General features: G+C 68.0%; 14 protein-coding genes. 8 read left to right on the top strand and 6 right to left on the bottom strand.

Translation table 11 applies throughout. The features are described 5' to 3' along the window. Positions 1-15 precede the first annotated feature (15 nt). The 5 genes from MMF94_RS12390 to MMF94_RS12370 form a co-directional block, all read right to left on the bottom strand. Positions 16-1,638, bottom strand: coding sequence for an ABC transporter substrate-binding protein (locus MMF94_RS12390; RefSeq protein ID WP_241036513.1), 1,623 nt, complete (start codon positions 1,636-1,638; stop codon positions 16-18). A gap of 134 nt (positions 1,639-1,772) precedes the next feature. Beyond that, positions 1,773-3,395: an ABC transporter substrate-binding protein gene (locus MMF94_RS12385; RefSeq protein WP_241036512.1), complete on the bottom strand. Its 1,623-nt coding sequence runs from the start codon at positions 3,393-3,395 to the stop codon at positions 1,773-1,775. Positions 3,396-3,631: 236 nt separating this feature from the next. Further along, positions 3,632-4,981 carry a Rieske 2Fe-2S domain-containing protein gene (locus MMF94_RS12380; protein ID WP_241036511.1) on the bottom strand — a complete coding sequence of 450 codons (1,350 nt, stop codon included), beginning with the start codon at positions 4,979-4,981 and terminating at the stop codon, positions 3,632-3,634. A 681-nt stretch (positions 4,982-5,662) separates the two neighbouring features. Further along, positions 5,663-6,847 carry an LLM class flavin-dependent oxidoreductase gene (locus MMF94_RS12375; protein ID WP_241036510.1) on the bottom strand — a complete coding sequence of 395 codons (1,185 nt, stop codon included), beginning with the start codon at positions 6,845-6,847 and terminating at the stop codon, positions 5,663-5,665. 23 nt (positions 6,848-6,870) lie between these two features. Then, positions 6,871-7,665 (bottom strand): alpha/beta fold hydrolase, encoded by a 795-nt coding sequence (locus tag MMF94_RS12370; protein WP_241036509.1) that lies wholly within the window; start codon positions 7,663-7,665, stop codon positions 6,871-6,873. Between the two features lie 386 nt (positions 7,666-8,051). Here MMF94_RS12370 and MMF94_RS12365 point away from each other — a divergent pair, with 386 nt between their 5' ends. From MMF94_RS12365 to MMF94_RS12335, 7 genes are all read left to right on the top strand, one after another. Further along, complete coding sequence (locus MMF94_RS12365; RefSeq protein ID WP_241036508.1) at positions 8,052-8,933, top strand: AraC family transcriptional regulator; 882 nt, start codon at positions 8,052-8,054, stop codon at positions 8,931-8,933. A gap of 85 nt (positions 8,934-9,018) precedes the next feature. Then, entirely contained in the window at positions 9,019-10,626 is a 1,608-nt protein-coding gene (locus MMF94_RS12360) for an ABC transporter substrate-binding protein (RefSeq protein WP_241036507.1), read from the top strand. A gap of 41 nt (positions 10,627-10,667) precedes the next feature. Then, positions 10,668-11,834 carry an acyl-CoA dehydrogenase family protein gene (locus MMF94_RS12355; protein WP_241036506.1) on the top strand — a complete coding sequence of 389 codons (1,167 nt, stop codon included), beginning with the start codon at positions 10,668-10,670 and terminating at the stop codon, positions 11,832-11,834. Continuing rightward, on the top strand, positions 11,831-13,006 hold the full coding sequence (locus MMF94_RS12350) for an oxidoreductase (RefSeq protein ID WP_241036505.1): 1,176 nt from the start codon (positions 11,831-11,833) through the stop codon (positions 13,004-13,006). Before MMF94_RS12355 ends, MMF94_RS12350 begins: the two co-directional genes overlap by 4 nt. A gap of 83 nt (positions 13,007-13,089) precedes the next feature. Continuing rightward, entirely contained in the window at positions 13,090-13,521 is a 432-nt protein-coding gene (locus MMF94_RS12345) for an SRPBCC domain-containing protein (protein WP_241036504.1), read from the top strand. After that, complete coding sequence (locus MMF94_RS12340; protein ID WP_241036503.1) at positions 13,511-13,873, top strand: ArsR/SmtB family transcription factor; 363 nt, start codon at positions 13,511-13,513, stop codon at positions 13,871-13,873. Before MMF94_RS12345 ends, MMF94_RS12340 begins: the two co-directional genes overlap by 11 nt. Before the next feature lie 89 nt (positions 13,874-13,962). Next, positions 13,963-14,721 (top strand): DUF899 domain-containing protein, encoded by a 759-nt coding sequence (locus MMF94_RS12335; RefSeq protein ID WP_241036502.1) that lies wholly within the window; start codon positions 13,963-13,965, stop codon positions 14,719-14,721. Positions 14,722-14,742: 21 nt separating this feature from the next. On the opposite strand, the gene MMF94_RS12330 is transcribed toward MMF94_RS12335, so the two are convergent. Then, a complete protein-coding gene (locus MMF94_RS12330; RefSeq protein ID WP_241036501.1) occupies positions 14,743-16,365 on the bottom strand; it encodes an ABC transporter substrate-binding protein in 1,623 nt (540 codons plus the stop codon). A gap of 349 nt (positions 16,366-16,714) precedes the next feature. On the opposite strand from MMF94_RS12330, the gene MMF94_RS12325 reads away from it, so the two are divergent. Next, on the top strand, positions 16,715-17,785 hold the full coding sequence (locus tag MMF94_RS12325; protein ID WP_241036500.1) for an ABC transporter substrate-binding protein: 1,071 nt from the start codon (positions 16,715-16,717) through the stop codon (positions 17,783-17,785). Positions 17,786-17,815: the final 30 nt, after the last annotated feature.

Genomic DNA, 17,815 nt, shown 5'->3' with positions numbered 1-17,815 from the left:
CGAACAATGGTCGGTCTACCGCTTGATCCATACGGCCTCGAACCAGGTGCCCGCCGTCATGTAGCGGTAGACGCCGTTGACCGCGGCTCGGGTGATGTTGGACGAATAGTTCCGGCTGTACCACCCGACGGCGAGGTCGCGGGCGGACAACAGCTCCACCTGCTGGTAGTCCTTCGTGCGCTGCGCCTCGTCGGTCGTGAGCATCGCGTCGTCGAGCAGCTGGTCCACCTCGGGGTTCGAGTACTTGCCGTAGTTGCCGCTACCGCCGCTGCGCAGCAGGTTGGCGACCGCCGGGTAGGGCGTGTCGATCGAGCCGAGGTACGTCGTGAGCTGGAAGTTGCCGCTCTGCATGACGGCCGAGGAGAACTGCGCAAGATCGTAGAGCTGGATGTCCACCTTCACGCCTATCGCCGCCATCTGCGCCTGGACGAACTCGGCGAACGAGGTGCGGCTGTTGGAGGTCTTGAACGTGAAGTCGGGATTCCCCCCGTCGGCCCGGTAGGCCTCGACGAGCTGCTTGGCCTTCTCCAGGTCGTACGCCGGCCAGGCATCCGAGGCCGCCTGCGTGTGGTACTGGCTGCCGGTATCGAAAAGACTGTCCGCAGGGATCATCTGATTGCCGTACTGGCTGGCCGAGAGCGCCCTCAGATCGATGGCCCGGATGATGGCCTCGCGCATCCGGCGATCGTCGAACGGCGCCCTGACGTGGTTGAACTGGAGGCGCTCCCCACCGGAACCCGGCCCGTAGTACACCTTGAGGTCCGGATCCGCGAGTGCGCGGCTCAGCTCCTGGTAGTAGCCGCCGTAGATGAAGTCGACATCGCCGTTCTTCATCGACGCGAACCTGGTCTCCGTGTCGGGGAGCGGCCGGAACTCGATGCCGTCGAGATACGGCAGCCCGTCCTGCCAGTAGTTCTCGTTGCGGGTGAACGTGATGCGGGAGTCCCTGACCCAGTCGACGAGCGTGAACGGACCGACGCCGACCGGATGGGTGCCGATCGCGTCGCCGTACTTCTGCAGGGCGGCGGGAGACACGATCATCCCGAGCGTTCCGGCCGAGTAGCTCAGCGCGAATACGGTCGGGAACTCGCCCATCGGCGCTCCGAGGACGAATTCGACGGTCAGCGGATCGATCACCCGCATCGAACTGATCCGCTCGGCGAACCGGTGCGCGGGCGACGCCACGGTGTCGATGTGCCGCTGCACGTTGAGCACCACGGCGTCGGCATCGAGATCGGTGCCGTCCTGGAACTTCACGCCGGGACGCAGTCCCATCCGCCAGGTGAGGCCGTTGTCGGGGCTCTCCATGGACTTCGCGACGAAGGGCTCGGTCCTGCCGTCCGGTGTCAGCCTCAGCAACGAGTCGTAGACCACGGACGCGGCCTGGTTGGCGTTCTGGACCACGGGGTCGAAACTGACCGCATCACGGTCCATCCCGACCCGCAGCGTCCCGCCGCGCTGCGGGTCGCCCTCGGCCGCGCGGTCGCCACCGTAGGGGCTCACCGCTCTGAGTGTCCGGACACCGGAAGCGTTGCCCTGGGCCTGCATCGCACCGCAGGAGGCCGTCAGCGCGGCCAGGCCGATGGCCGTCATGAACGCGACCAGCGCGCGCCGGTACCGCCGTGGAATTCGAATCACTGAGTGCTCCTCCGGATCGACGCCCGCCCTCACCGGTATTTCTCGCGGCGGATCGTTCCTCGCCGGCGCCGGCCTCGAACGGTGTCGTGGCCGGCGCCGGTGGGGGCGAGATTCTGCAGTTCAGGCCGGTTCGCTCAGCGATCCAGCCACGTCGTCGCGTAGAACATGTCGCGCGAGACGTATCGGACGACCCCCTTGACGTCCGGTTTCGCGATCGTCGACAGGTATCCGCGGCTGTACCAGCCCACGATCAGATCCTGGTTGGCCAGCAGTTCGATCTGTTGGTAGAGCCGCGTTCGCTCTGCCTTGTCGCTGGTGCTCAGCGCCTGGTTCAGCAGCTTGTCCATCTCAGGGTTGGAGTACCGGCCGTAGTTGCCGGGGCCGTCGGAACTGAACAGCCGCATCGTCGACGGATACGGCGACTCCCAGGGCCCGCCCACCCAGCTGGTCAGCTGGAAGTCGTTGCTCTGGACGACCGCCGAGGAGAACTGGGCCAGGTCGTAGAACTTCAGATCGACGGTGATGCCGATCGCCGCCATCTGGGCCTGGATGAACTCGCCGAACGCGACCCGGTTGGGAGCGTTCGACGTCTTGAACGTGAAATTGGGGTTGCCGCCCGACGCGCGGTACTCCTCGACGAGCGCCTTCGCCTTCTCCAGGTCGAACGCGGGCCACGCGTCCGAGGCAGCTTGGCTGTGGTACTCGCTGCTCTCGCCGAACACGCTCTTCGCCGGCTGCAACTGGTTGTCGTACTGGCTCACGCTCAGCGCGTTGACGTTGATCGCCCGAACGATCGCCTCGCGCATCCGGCGGTCGTCGAACGGAGCTCGGGCGAAGTTGAAGTACACCCACTCGGCCCCGTTGGCCGAGCCGTAGTAGGTCGTGAGATTCGGGTCGGCCATTCCGCGCGAGAGCTCGGTGATGTAGCCGCCGAAGATCAGGTCGACGTCACCGTTGACGATCGACGCCCACCGCGACTCGGTGTCCGGCAGCGGGCGGAACTCCATCCCGTCGAGATACGGCATGCCCTGTTGCCAGTAGTTCGGGTTGCGCGCCATCACCAGCCTGCTGTCACGCACCCAGCTGACGAACGTGAAGGGGCCCGCCCCCACCGGGTTGTTGCCGATCTGGTCCCCGTACTTCTCGAGCGCTGCGGGCGAGACCACGAAGGCGAGGCTGCCGGTACCGAACGGCTGCGCGAACCCGCTGGCGAAATCGCCCGTCGGCTCGGTGAGGTCGAACTCCACCGTCGTGGCGTCGACGGCCCGCATGGCCTTGATCCGCTCGGTGAGCTGATGGCCGGGCGAGGACACCTTGTCGATGTGGCGCTGCGTGTTGATGATCACCGCGTTCGCGTCGAACGGGGTGCCGTCGGAGAAGGTGACGCCGGGGGTGAGCGTCATCGTCCAGGTGAGCCCGTTGTCGGGCGACTCCATCGACTTGGCGAGGTAGGGCTCGATCGTGCCTTCCGGGCCGAGCTTCAAGAGATAGTCGTAGATGGCGGACGCCGCCTGGTTCGCGTTCTGGACGGTCGGATCGAAGCTGACGATCTCCCGGTCCATTCCCAGAAGTAGTGTGCCGCCCCTCTTCGGGGTGCCCTCCGTGGCCGGATCACCACCGTACGGGTTGACCGTCCGGACCGAGGAACCCGTGGTCGGCGGCCCACTTTCCGCCGTGCCGCAAGAAACCATCAGTGCGCCGAACATGACCGTCGCGAGAACGGCGACGATTCTCGAGGTGAAATTCTGCAACCGCATCGTACTCAACTCCCCATTGAGTTCGAGCGACCGGTCGCCGTGCCGTCCGTTCCGAGAATTCGGACGCGAGCAGACACGGCGACGGCCGCCCGGGACCGCGGCCCGGACCTGCCCACAGCCCGGGGAACGGGTGCGCGCAGGCCGGGCCCGGCCGAGTGATCATCGGTGGACGCGGGGCGTCCGTGCATTGCAGATTGCTGCCGGGACCCGCACTGGTCCCGACGTGACGAATGCGATCAGGAGCCCGCGACAGGATGGCGGTCGGCCGCCCAGTCGGTGTCCATCTCCTTCACCAGAGGGTCGTCGTTGGAGCCGAGAATCCGCCAGTCCTCGCCCGGCTCGAGAATCTTCTCCGCCGAACGGACCTCGCGGTAGTCGTGGTCGCCGGAGGTGGCCGGCGCCTCGCCGCCCTCCTGCAGTCCCTTCGCAGCGGCGATCAGCAGCCGGCGCATCCGGATGATCGCCTTGTCGGAGGTGCCCAGGCGCTCCTGGGTGCGGTCGTAGATCGCGCCCATCGACTCGGTGACCATGAGGTCCTGGCTGGCGAACTCGGCGACGCCGGAGTACGTGAGGTTGCGCTGCTCGTCGCGGTCGATGCCGTAGTCGTTCTCGGCGGTGTACTCACGCGGCACGATGCCGTTGCCGCTGACCTCCGCGCGGGCCAGCTTGAACGGGGCCACTGCGAACAGGTTCGCCCCGCCCACGCCGCGGGAGTTGTCGATCACGCGGGTGGTGAAGCTGTAGCGCCAGCAGTTCTCGTCGTCGATCGGCACGAACATGCCCAGCCGAACGCCGAACGGAACGGTCGCGACAGCGGTGTGGTAGGGGTAGCAGAACGCCGTCATCCGGACGTGGGTGAACCCGTTGGGGGTGGTGCGGATGCCAGCGTACTTGAAGCCGTACCAGGTGTCCTCGACCTCGAGGCGCGGCGCCCGGTCATGGCGCCAGAACTTCCAGGACATCGCATTGGACGGGTAACCGGGCTTGTCGCTGCCGTCGTCGGGGATCTGGTCGACGCCGTTGAACTGGTGCAGCCAGGAGACGTGCGAGGTGTCGATGTTGCCCTCCATCGCCTGCACCCAGTTGCACGTGGTGTGCATCTTCGAGGCCGCGACGTGCTCCGGAGCGAGGCTCTCGGTGCCGAAATCCCGGAACGGAGTGATCTTGTCCGGTGGGCCCATGTAGGTCCACACGATTCCGCCCGACTCGTGCGTCGGATAGGACTTGAGCGTCACCTTGTCCTTGAACACGCTGTTCGGCGGCTCGCTGGGCATGTCGACACACGCGCCGTCGGCATCGAACTTCCACCCGTGGTACGGGCAGCGCAGCCCGCACTCCTCATTGCGTCCGAAGTAGAGCGACGCGCCACGGTGCGGGCAGTTCTCCCCCACCAGGCCGACCCGGCCGTTGGTGTCGCGGAACGCCACGAGGTTCTCGCCCAGCAGCCGGACCCGTACCGGGTCACCGTCGGGTGTGGGCGCCTCGCTGACGAGGAGCGCCGGCGTCCAGTAGCGGCGCAGCAGATCGCCCATCGGGGTTCCGGGCCCCACCCTGGTCAACAGCTCATTGTCCTCGGTCGACAGCATTGTCCTCCTCTTTCCGGCTTCTCAGGCTGCTCGATCGAACCGCAGCAACGAGGTTGCGACCCGGTCTCGATGGAGCTCGTCGCAGCCGTCGGGGGAAATATCGATACAGCAGCAACGCACCGGTCCCGGTCGTTGCTCATCCCCCGGCATCACGAATCAGTCACCCCGACATCGTCGTGTTTTCGGTCCCGCCCCATGCCTACGAGGCAATACGCACCCGGGACCCTCGCGGTCGACCCCTCTCGCCGCGAGACCCATTCGTGCGCCGCCCAGGCCACCCGAATGTGTGATCAGCACCATAACTCTCGGCGCCCGGAGTGGCAACCAGATTGTTAACAATCTCGTCAGCGAGATGATCAACTGGATGGGATCATCAGCCGGGACGACCGGACGCCGGGGCCACCGCAAGCCTGGTCAAGATCCGTGGCTCCGTGTGACGAGGCGCAGCAGTGGTCGACACGGCTCAGCGGATGGGCCGTCGGGGCCGCCGGACCGCCGGCGATCTCACCCGGGGCGGGTGGTGAAGATCGCCGCGAGATCCGGCTACACGCCCTCCCCGGGGCGTCCGCGCACATCTCGCGCCGATCTTGCCGCCGGAGGCCGGCGCCGCGGGTGATCAGCCGATCCGCTCGATCGCCCTACGCCGGTTCCCGTCGATCGTCACCGGGACCGCACCGATCGTCAGGGAGCCGGTGTCTGCGCGAGGGTCGGAGCCTCCGGCTGCGCCGCCGCCTTGCGGAAGTGGGGAATCACCTCGCCGGCGAAGATCTCGGTGTTGCGCCGGGTGAGCTCGGGGGACATGTCTCCGATGGCCAGCAGGACCATCATCTGGCCGAATCCGAGTTCCTCGCGGAACTCCTCGATGCGGTTGCGGACGGACTCGGGTCCGCCCACGATGACGAGCCCCTGCTCCACGAGTTCCTCGAAGCTCGTGTCGCCGTAGGAGCCCGTGCGCGACCTCAGCAGGCCACGAAGGGCCTGCGGGGACATGTACCCGGGCGGGAAGACCAGCGGGCTGCTCTGCCGGAGCCCGCGCTTGAACAGCCATTCGACGTGCTGCTTCGCCTCCCGGTGAGCGGAGGCATCGTTCTCGCCCACGAACACCGGGATGGCCAAGGCGATGTTCTCGGGGTCGGGCTCGTAGCCGAGATCGGCGGCAGCCTTGCGGTAGCCGTCGAACCACGTCTTGACCACGCTTGTCGGGGCGTAGACGGAGACGTACATGTACCGGTTCTCGGCGACCCAGCGCATCGTCTCCGGGCTCCCCGCACCCGGAACCGCGATCGGCGGGTGCGGGGACTGCAGGGGCCGCGGCCACACGTTCACATAGCGGTACTCGTAGTGCTCGCCGATCCACTCGAAGGGGCCCTCCGTGGTCCACGCCTTCTTGATCAGGTCGTGTGCCTCGTTGAACCGCGACCGGGACTCGGCCGGGCTGACGCTGTGCGCGAAGTGCTCCCACCCGATGCCGCGAACGAACCCGGACACCAGCCGGCCGTTGGTGAGGTGGTCGAGCATCGCGATCTCCTCGGCCACCCGAAGGGGGTTTCCCCGGATCGGGAGTGCGTTGCCGAGCACCAAGATCCTCGATCGGCTCGTTCTGCGCGAAAGGGCTGCTGCCATGATGTTCGGGGAGGGCATCATGCCGTAGGCGGACTGGTGGTGCTCGTTCACCACGACGCCGTCATAGCCGAGTTGGTCGGCGTACTCCAACTCGTCGAGGTAACGGTGGTAGAGCTCCACACCCTTTGCCGGATCGAAGTGCCCGTTGGAGAACGTCAGTGACGGCGACGGGTACTTCTCGACATCGTCGAAGTCGTCCGGTAGGTAGGGATAGGGCATGAGGTGGAAGAAGTTGAATTTCATGTCACAATCCTTGAAATTGGATATCAGTCGGCAATGAAGGTGGTCACGGCCGCGGCGATCTCTGCCGGCCGTTCACCGTGGAGCGCGTGCCCACAGTCGGGGATCACCACCAGCTCGGCGTCCGGGATCGCAGCCGCGTAGCGCTCGCAGTGCAGGCGCGGAACGATCCTGTCCTCCGCGGCGGCGATGATCCGGGTCGGTGCGCTCACGCGCTTCAGACGGCGTTCCAGCTTCGGATTGTTGAGAAACGGCCTCCAGCCGAACCGGGCGAGCGCGCCGAGGTCGCGGTAGCTCTGCATGACCTGCTCGACCGTCGGCTCGGCCGCAAGGGCGCCGGCGACGAGTACCGGATCATGGAAGAGCGCCGGCACGAGTTGTTCTGGCGTCATGATGAACAGATCGGCGACCGGCGCTTGCGGAACGCGCAGACCAACTGGCCCCAGGAGCACCAGTCGACGGACACGCTCGGGCGAATGCACGGCGAGCTCTGCCGCGAGCCACCCGCCGAAGGACGCACCGACCAGGTCGACCTGGTCGAGGCCGAGGAGATCGAGCAGGTCGAGGTAGTGGTAGACGAGGTCGTCGACCGTCGTGAGCTCGGCGAGATCATCCGACGCACCGAACCCGGGATGATCCGGAGCGATGACGTCCGCGCGCTCGCTGAGGTGTTGGTGGAAGGGCGCCCACTCCCCTGCTCCGCCCGCAGCGTGCAGGAACAGAGTCGGCCGGCCCTCGCCTGCTCGGAAGAGACTGATCGAGCCGCTGCCCATCGTCACGCGTTGGGCCGCGACCGCGGCGGGCTGGAGGGCTCTGGACATGCATCCTCCTGGTGGGGATGAACTGTGTGCCCACGCCGCCACGGCGGAAGCTCCCGCCGTGCTGGTCGTCGGTTCCCGGCACTTCGCAGGCTATGGAGGCCGCGTGGTCGTCGGCGATCCCATTCCCGCGCGAGTTGTAGCCAGTTCTTGCAGCGAGCGCGCCTGACGGCCCCTTGACTTCCCCCCACCCGCCAGCCATGCTGGGAATAAGCGGACAATCGTCCGCCAGGCGGTTCCATAGCGGACCAGTTCCGGAGTCGATGATGACAACGGCGCAATTCCCCGACGAAACCGACTATCAGATCGGCACTGCCCAGGGTTTCTGCTCCTCCAACCCGGGCGAGGTTGAAATTCGCACCGAGGAACTTCTCCGGTGCGATCACCAGATGACCGTGCTCGCCGGGCAGGCACCCTTTCGCGCCCGCGTGGCGTATTCGGCCCTGGACGGCTTCAGCCTGATGGCCACGAGCTACGGCCCGCCGATCGAGATCGTCTGTGTTCCGCCGATCCCCTGGGTGACGATCAGCTTCCACTCCGGCGGCGAGTCGGTCTTCACCCACGGCGACGGGCGCAGCACCCGGGTAGGCGGCTCCCGCGCCGCGATCCTCACCTACGAGCACGGCGTGCGGATGAGCAGGCCCGCCGGTGTCCGCGCCCTGATGGTCGCGGTGCCGAAGGCGCGAGTGGAGCGATACCTCGAGCGGGTTCTGCAGCGCCCGCTGGACGAGCCGTTGCGCTTCGAGTCGTCCGTGGACCTCGACGGAGACGGGCGGGGCATCGCCGGCGCCGTCGCAACCGCCCGCCGGGTGCTCGCGAGGTACGCACCCGACGTGCCGCCGCCGATCGTGGCCGCTGAGCTCGAACACAGCATCCTGTCGTCGCTGCTGTTCGGGCAGCAGCACAACTACACGGACGCGATGCTCCGCCCGTCGCCGCTGCCGTCGTCGCGGGTGGTCGAACGGGTTCTCGAACTGGTCCACTCCGCGTGGGAGACGCCGCTCACGGTGGCCGACCTGGCCGATGTCGCGGGAGTGAGCGAACGCTCGCTGTACACGGCGTTCCAGCAGCAGCTCGGAGCCTCACCGATGGCGTACGTCCGACGCCACCGGCTGGAGCGCACGCATGACGAACTGCTCGATGCGGCACCGAACGGGCGGACGACCGTCACCGGTGTCGCACTGCGCAATGGATTCACTCACGCGGGCCGCTTCGCCGCCGCCTACCGACGCCGATTCGGGGAGTCTCCGTCGGAGACGCTTCGACGCTGACCTGTCTCACATTGTGCGTTCCGATGCGACGGACGGATGTCCGACGACCGGACGGCTGTGCGCCCGACCTCGACGAGGAGTTGCGATGTTGCGGTGGCCATCGGCTCTGCGGTGGTGTGGTGCCCTGCTGGCCGTGGCCGCACTCGTGCTCACCGCCTGCGGCGCGCCGCAGGCGGACGAGGCCACCCGCCCCACCATCACGTCCATCAACCCCTACGGCGGTGACCCGGCCACCGAGGGCACCCCGAAGAGGGGCGGCACCGCCCGCATCGGCATGGACCGCGAGGCGGTCAGCTTCGACACGACGGTCCAGAACACCAACTCCGCCGCCTTCGCCGTCTACGACACCCTGCTGAAGGTCAACCCGCAGGGTGTCGCCGAGCCGTACATGGCCACGTCCATGGACACCCCGGACGGCGGTCTCACGTGGCGGCTCGGGCTGCGCGAGGGCGTGATGTTCACCGACGGTACCCCGCTCGACGCCGAGGCCGTGCGCATCAACATCCAGCGCCACATCGACAAGGTCACCTCGCCCGCGCACGCCCTGGCCGTCCGCATCGCGGCGATGCGTGTCCTCGACCCGCTCACCCTGGAGATCGCGCTCACCGAACCCTTCGGGGTGTTCCCGCTGATGTTCGCCCAGCCCATCAGCACCGGGTCCCTCGGTGTGATCATCTCCCCCGCCGCGTTGCAGAAGTACGGGGCGGACATCGGCTCCCATCCCGTCGGTGCCGGACCGTTCATGTTCGTCGAGTGGATCCGCGACTCGCGCATCGTGCTCGAGCGCAACCCGAACTACTGGCAGAAGGGCCTGCCGTATCTCGACAAGCTCGAGTTCCGTCCGCTGTCCGACACGGAGAGCCGCTACGCCTCCATCCAGAACGGCGACGTCGACATCATCTACGGCGCGTTCAACGAGGAGCTCGTGCGCGCTGTGCAGGACGAGAACCTGACCGTCTACTACGGCGAGCAGAACGGCGGCGAGCTCCTCTACTTCAACTTCGACCGCCCGCCGTTCGACGACAGGCGCATGCGCGAGGCCGTGGTCCGCGCGATCGATCTCCAAGCGCTCTCCGCAGTCCACTACGGCAACCAGATCGTCCCGGCCGACAGCCTGTTCACCGCGGCCAGCCCCTACCACGACGACGCGGCGTCGACGCTGTGGCCGACGCACGACCCCGCGCGTGCGAAACAGCTCGTCGACGAGTACCGGGCGTCCGGGGGCAACCCCGACTTCGTCCTGAAGACGGTCAACACCTGGCTCGACTTCGCCGCGTTCATCCAGGCGCAGATGGCCGCCGTCGGGATCGCCGTGAAGGTCGAGGTCTACGACCTGGCGCAGTACGCCTCGCAGGTGGTGCAGAGCGGGGACTTCGATCTGTCGACCACGGTCGGGTCGTTCGACAACCCGTACCCGGGCGCGGTGCGGCTGCTGAGCTCCACCGGCAACCAGAACTACGGAAGGTACAACAACCCGAGGGTCGACGACCTGCTCGACCAGGCCGCCGGCACCGTCGACGAGACGCAGCGGCAGGCCGACTACCGCGAGGTCGAGAAGATCGTCAACGAGGACCTGGTGTTCTGCTGGCTCAGCCGCGGCTTCGTCTCGACGATCACCCGCAACGACGTGAAGGGCGTCGTCCGCTACCTGTTCCGCGACATGTACTTCGCCACGCTGTGGCTCGACCGGTGACCGCGGTCGGCCCGGGCGGGCGCCGACACGGGAGTTCGACGATGACCCACACACTTGTGCCCGCCACGGAAGCGGACGGCCGGACCGCCGCGCTGCTGGCCGCCGTCCGCCTGCAGCGTCCGGCCTTCGAGGGAGCGGCCCTGCGCGCCGAGGAGGAGCGCACGCTCCCCGAGGACATCGTCACGATGATGCGCGACCTCGGCCTGTTCTGGCTCAAGACCCCGACCGAGCTCGGGGGGAGCGAACTCGACCCGATCTCGTTCTGCGACGTCCTGGAGGAGATCGCCTACTACGATGCCTCGGCGGGCTGGGCGGCGATGATCGGGAACGGCACCACCGGCTGCATCGCGGCCTGGCTGGCCGACGAGGGGATCGCCGAGATCTTCACCGACGACCCGCTGCCGATCATGGCGGGCCAGTTCACGCCGCGCGGGTCGGCGATAGCGGACGGCGACGGCTTCCGCGTGTCCGGCCGCTGGAGCTTCTCCAGCGGCATCCTCCACTCGTCGTGGCTGGTCGGTGGCTGCCGCATCGACGGCACCGACGAGCTCGTGCTCGCCGTGGTGCCCAAGAGCGAGGCCACGGTGCACGACACCTGGCACGTCGCCGGCCTGCAGGGCACGGGAAGCCACGACTTCTCGCTCACCGACGTCCACGTCCCGGCGGCGCGCATCTGCCGCTGGTTCGGAGCTGCACCGAAGCGGGGCGGGTTGCTCTTCCGGCAGCCGCAGCTGCTCTTCCTCGCCAACGAGCTGAGCCCCGTCGCGGTCGGCATCGCCCGCCGCGCGGTCGACGACATGTACGAGATGGCCGCGGCCACCGCGCGCGGGCCCCGCGGGTCGGTTCTCGCCGATCGCCTCGCGTTCCAGAAGGACATCAGCGTGGCGGAGAGCCGGGTCCGCGCGATGCAGCTGCTCTACCGCGACGCCGTGGCACAGGGCTGGGAGATCGCGCGCACCGGCGCGGACGCCTCGGACGTGCTGGTCTCGCGGCTGCGGGCCCAGCACACGCTCATCGTCGAGGAGTGTCTGGATGTGGTCTCGCGGATCTTCCGGTACGGGGGCGGGCGCGCCCTCTCGCTGAAGAACCCGATGCAGCGCCACCTGCGCAACCTGACCGCCGCGATGCAGCACGTCTACATCTCCGACGAGAACTACGAGGTCGCCGGCCGGGCCCGGATCGCCGAGGTCGCGGCGGGGCGCCCGTGAGCACGGCGAGCTGCGACACCAGCGCCGTCCCGTTCGGTGGCGATCACGGGGACCTCGACTTCTCCCCCATGTTCACGCCGATCACGGTCCGCGGAATGACGCTGGCCAACCGCTTCGTCCTGCCCGCGATGCAACGCAAGTGGTGCGCGAACGGTGAGCCGATGCCCCAGCTCATCGAGTACTACCGGCGCCGGGTCCTCGGCGGCAGCGCGCTCGTGATCACCGAGGCGTGTGCCGTCGACCACCCGACGGCCACGCAGGTGCCGCATTACGGGTGGATCTCCGAGGCCACCCGCGACGCCTGGGCCGACGGCGTGCGGCGGGTCCGCTCGGCGGGCGGGCACATGTTCGTCCAGCTCTTCCACGAGGGTGCGTGCCGCTCGGAGGGCGGGGACGGACCGCTGTCCGCGTACCCGACGCTCAGCCCGTCCGGGCTGGAGCACCCGGACGTGCCGAGGGGGCGCGCCGCGACGGGCCGGGAGCTCAAGGAGATCAAGGACGCGTTCGTGCGCGGCGCCCGCATCACGAAGGAGGTCGGCGCGTCCGGGGTCGAGGTGCACGCCTGCCACGGCTACCTGCTCGACCAGTTCCTCTGGGCAGGCACCAACCGGCGCACCGATGGATACGGCGGACCGGACATCCGCGACCGCGTGCGGTTCCCCGCCGAGATCGTCGCGGCGATCCGTGACGCCGTCGGGCCCGACTTCCCGATCTCCCTGCGGTTCTCGCAGTGGAAGGAGATCGACTACGGCGCGCGCATCGCCGAGACGCCCGGTGAGCTGGAGCTGATGCTCGCGATCCTGCGCGACGCCGGCGTGGACATGTTCCACGCCTCGGCCCGCCGGTTCTGGATCCCCGAATGGCCCGGCTCCGGGCTCGGCATCGCGGGCTGGACGAAGAAGCTCACCGACGCCGTGGTGATCGGGGTCGGCAGCGTGGGCTACGACCTCGACGTCATGGAGAGCCTGCGCACGCAGAAGGAGGCGAACTCCACCGGGCGGGCGGGGCTCGCCGAACTGCTGCGCCGCTTCACCGGAGGCGAGTTCGACCTCATGTCCGTCGGACGCGGGCAGATCGCCGACGCCGAGTGGGTGCACAAGGTCCGCGAGGGCCGGTTCTCCGACATCCGCCCGTTCGTCCGTGCCGACGTCCGGTCTCAGGCCGAGCCCTGACCAGCCCTTCGGCGCCCCGTTGACGCAACCCATGAGTTGCTATAATGTCGCAACCGTTCAGTTGCTACTCGCTGGAGGTTGCCATGGGTTTTCCCGATCGCATCGAGCGGACCGTGGAGGTCGCGCACCCGCCGGCCACGGTGTGGGCCGCGCTCACCACGGCCGAGGGGCTGGGCACCTGGTTCGGCAACGAGGCGACGATCGACCTGCGCCCGGGTGGATCGGCCCGGATGACATGGACCGACGGTCACGCCGCCGACATGCGGGTCGAACGGGTCGAGGAGCCAGCGGTGTTCGGCTTCACCTGGCACATCTTCGGCCTGCCCGATGAGGATCCGCGCCGCACGTACGTCGAGTTCACGCTCGAACCGGTCGGTACGGGCACACGGCTGACCGTGGTCGAGTCCGGCTTCGCCCAGCTGCCGGAAGACACCTTCCGCACGGCCTTCGACGGCAACACCAAGGGCTGGGCGAGCGAGCTGGGCGAACTGGTCGACTACCTCGATGCCGCCTGACGTCGAGGCGATCGCCGAGCAGGTCTTCATCGCCCTGGCCGACCCGAGCCGGCGCGCCATCCTGGCCGCTCTGGCGTCGGGAGGTCCGGCCACGGCCACGGACCTGGCCGATCGCCTCCCGATCACGCGACAGGCGATCGCCAAACACCTGGCCCTGCTCACCGAGGTCGGCCTGGTGACGGCCGAACCGGGCGAGCGACGCCGGGTGCGCTACCGGCTGCGCTCCGCGCCGATGCAGGTGGCACAGCAGTTCCTGGCCGCGCTGGCCCGCGACTGGGACGGCCCGCTCGACGCGTTGAAGGACCACCTCGACCGGTCCACGCCCGGGCCCGCTCCACGAGAACCGAGGTGAATCGTGAGTGACCATGCATTCACGGCGGTACAAAACGGTAATACCGGTCAGCGCACGAGCGCGCCCATGATCCGAAAGGTGGACTCGCGATGAAGACGCCCCCGATCGTCACGCCTCAGGAGTGGGAGGCGGCGCGCGAGCGGTTGCTCGTGAAGGAGAAGGAGATCACCCGCGCCCGCGACGCGCTGGCCGCGGAGCGCAGGCGGATGCCGTGGCTGGCGGTGGAGAAGCGCTACGAGTTCATCGGACCCGAGGGCAGGGCAAGCCTGCTCGACCTGTTCGAGGGCCGTCGCCAGCTGATCGTCTACCGCGCATTCTTCGAGCCCGGGGTGCACGGCTGGCCCGACCATGCGTGCGACGGCTGTTCTCTCGTGGCCGATCAGGTCGCTCACGTCGCCCACCTGAACGCCCGTGACACCACGCTCGCCTTCGCCTCGCGAGCGCCACAGCCGGACATCGCGCGCGTGAAGGCGCGGATGGGCTGGTCGATGCCCTGGTACACGATGACCGACGAGTTCGACGTCGACTTCGGCGTGGACGAATGGCACGGCACCAACGCGTTCATCCGCGATGGCGACAGCGTGTTCCGCACCTACTTCATCAACAACCGCGGCGACGAGGCCATGGGCGGAACCTGGAGCTATCTCGACATCACCGCACTCGGACGCCAGGAGGAGTGGGAGGACTCACCCGAGGGCTATCCCCAGACTCCGCCGTACGAGTGGTGGAACTGGCACGACGCCTACGGCGATGCCGAACTGTCGCAGGAGCGGCTGGCCGAGGTCGCCGCGGCCGGCACCGTCACCGACCGCCCCTCGGGAGGCCGAGGGACGGCCGGCTGCTGCTGACCGGGTGGAGCTACAAGGACATCAGGGCGTCGAGGACTTCCAGGTGCCCGCCCAGAAGAGCTCGCTGGACAGGTAGCGGGAGACACCCTTCACGTCCGGCTGCGCGATCGCAGCCTTCGCCGCGCGGGAGAGCCACAACACGGGCAGGTCGGCGTTGATGAGCTCCTGCGCCTTCTGGTAGGCGGCGACCTGCACCGCCGGATCGGTCGAGCTCTTGGCCTCGTCGAGCGCGGCGTCGACCTGCGGGTTGGAGTACTTGCCGTAGTTGTTGATGCCGCCGGTATAGAACTGGTTGAACATGAACGGGAACGGGTTCTCGTAGGGCCCGCTGATCCAGGTCGCGGTGCCGAACTGAGTGCCCTGGACGACCGGTCCGATGAACGTCGAGATGTCGTCGAACTGCAGGGTGACGTTCACCCCGATCGCCGCCCACTGCGCCTGCAGGAACTGGGCCATCTGGTGGTCGTCCGGCGAGTTGCCGGTGTTGAAGGTGAAGTCCGGGTTCCCACCGGTGGCCTTGTAGTCGGCGATCAACTGCTTGGCCTTCTCGACATCGAACTTCGGGTAGCTGTCGGCCGCCTTCTGGCTGTAGTACTGGTCGCCCTCGGCGAATGCCGTCGACGCGAGCTGGCCTGCGTTGTCGTACTGGGTGGCGTTGAGGGCCTTCGGGTCGATCGCCCGGATGAGGGCCTCCCGGACGCGGCGGTCGTCGAGCGGCGCCTTGGTCAGGTTGAAGTAGAGGAACTGACCGTCGCCGCCTGCGCCGTAGTACGTCACGAGATCCTTGTTCGCCGACGACCGCGAGACCTCGCTGAAGAAGCCACCGATGTCGAGGTCGATGTCCCCGTTGACCACCGACACGTAACGGCTGTCGGTGTCGGGCAGCGGCCGGAACTCGATCCCGTCGAGGTAGGGCTTGCCCTTGTCCCAGTAGTTGTCGAACCGCTTCACCGTGATCTTGTTGTTCGGGATCCAGTCCACGAAGGAGAAGGGACCGGCGCCGACGGGATGGCGCCCGTAGTCCTCGCCCCACTTCTGCACGGCGGCGGGCGACGCGATCGTGCCGAGGTTGCCCGAGGAGAACGGCAGCGCGAACGAGACGGGGAAGGAGCCGGTCGGGCGCTTCAGCGTGAACGTGACCGTCAGGTTGTCGGTGGCGGTCATCGTGTCGATGGGCTCGGTGTAGAGGTGCCCGAGGGCGGTCGGGATGTCGCGCTGCCTCGCGACGTTGAAGAGCACCGCATCGGCGTCGAGCGGCGTGCCGTCCTGGAAGGTCACCCCCGGACGGAGCTTCAGCACCCACGTGGTGCCCTCGTCCGGCGTGGTCATCGACTCGGCCAGCAATGGTTGTGGCACGCCCTTGCTGTCCATCTTGAGCAGCGAGTCGTAGATCGCCGACGCCATGAGGTTGGACCCGATCGTCGGGTCGAAGGACCTCGCCTCGGTGTACATCCCGACGATCAGCGTGCCGCCCCGCTGTGGTGTGCCCTCCGTGGCCGGGTCTCCGCCGAACGGCTTCGACGTGTCGAGCCCGGCCGCGCTGGTCACCTGGGTACCGAGATCGGACCCGCACGCCGTGGCGACCAGCGCCAGCGCGAGCAGGAGGCCCAGCGCCGCCAGGCTCCGGCGAGGCTTCGTCCGCACACTCCGATGTGTGTTCATCGACCCACTTCACCCTACGTAATTCGCCCACCAGCTTTGCCGGACGAATCTGTGATACATGGAATTCAGGACAAAAGGGCTCTCACAGTGCCGAGTCCATTACCAGCCGCCGGATAGACGTCATGGCCCCTGCACCCGCGCTGATGCCGCGGACGGCCCAGCCAAGCACGACGTGCGACCCCAAGCTGGCCACCACGTGCATCGGAACTTGTCATTGCGCGCAGTGCCGGTGTGATCGTCTCCAGGGTGACATGTGAGGCTAGCCTAACCTCCGCTAAGGTCCTCGTGATCACGCCACAACCGGAGAAATCGCCGTGAGAGGGACAGCACCGTGAACTCGAGAGTCCTGCGAGCCGCAGCGGCCGTGCTGGCGCTGGTTGCGCTGACAGCCGCTTGCGGAGGCGCCCCGGCTCAACCAGCCGCACCGAGCGCGCCGGCCGCACCCGGCGGGTCCGCCACCGACACGTTCCCCGTCGCCGTGACCGGCAAGATGGGCACAGCGGTGATCCCCGCCGCGCCGCAGAGGGTCGTCACCGTCGGCCTGCGCGACCAGGACTTCGTCCTTGCGCTCGGGGTCCAGCCCGTCGGAGTCGCCGAGTGGTATCCCGAGGTCGCCGGCGGAATCGGGCCGTGGGCGAAGGAGGCGGTGGGCACCTCGGCACCGAAGGTCGTCGCCTCGATCGACTCGGTGAACATCGAGGCCGTCGCCGCGTTGCAGCCGGACCTGATCGTGTCCATCTACGCCACCTCCGACCCGTCGGTGTACGACAAGCTGTCGAAGATCTCGCCGACCGTCACCGCGCCTGCGGACACCGAGGACTACGCCCTGTCCTGGGAGCAACAGCTCACCCAGACCGGTGCCGCGTTGGGGCAGTCGGCCAAGGCCGCCGCGCTGGCGACGGACCTGGGCGGCAAGATCGCGGCGGCCAAGGCTGCGCACCCCGAGTTCTCGGGCCAGAGCGTCATCTACGGCGGTCTCGGCGGTGAGCCGGGCGCGTACACCTCCACCGATCAGCGCGGCCGGTTCATGACGTCGCTCGGGTTCACGATCCCGGCGGCGATCGACGGCCTCGCCACACCGGAGGAGGCGTACTTCGTCGGGATCAGCAAGGAGAACTACCGGATGTTCGACACCGACGTCGCGGTGATCGTCGGGAGCACGGCCGACCCGGCGGAGGCTGTCGCGGCCGAACCGCTCTACGGCGACCTCGCCAACGTGAAGGAGGGGCGGGCGGTCTTCCTCAATGAGCTGAACGGCGTCTGGGCCGCCGCGCTCGCCTACGACAGCCCGCTCAGCCTGCCCTACACCCTGGACAACTTCGTGCCCGCGCTCGCCGCAGCCGCGGACAAGAACCCGGCCACCGTCGTTCCCACGGAGCCGCTGCTCACCGCTGCCGGCTGACCGCCGTCCGCGACCTGAGGGAGAGCCCGA

This window comes from Pseudonocardia alaniniphila (genome assembly GCF_022524485.1).
Classification (GTDB): domain Bacteria; phylum Actinomycetota; class Actinomycetes; order Mycobacteriales; family Pseudonocardiaceae; genus Pseudonocardia; species Pseudonocardia alaniniphila.
This window is presented reverse-complemented; position numbering and strand designations above follow the sequence as displayed.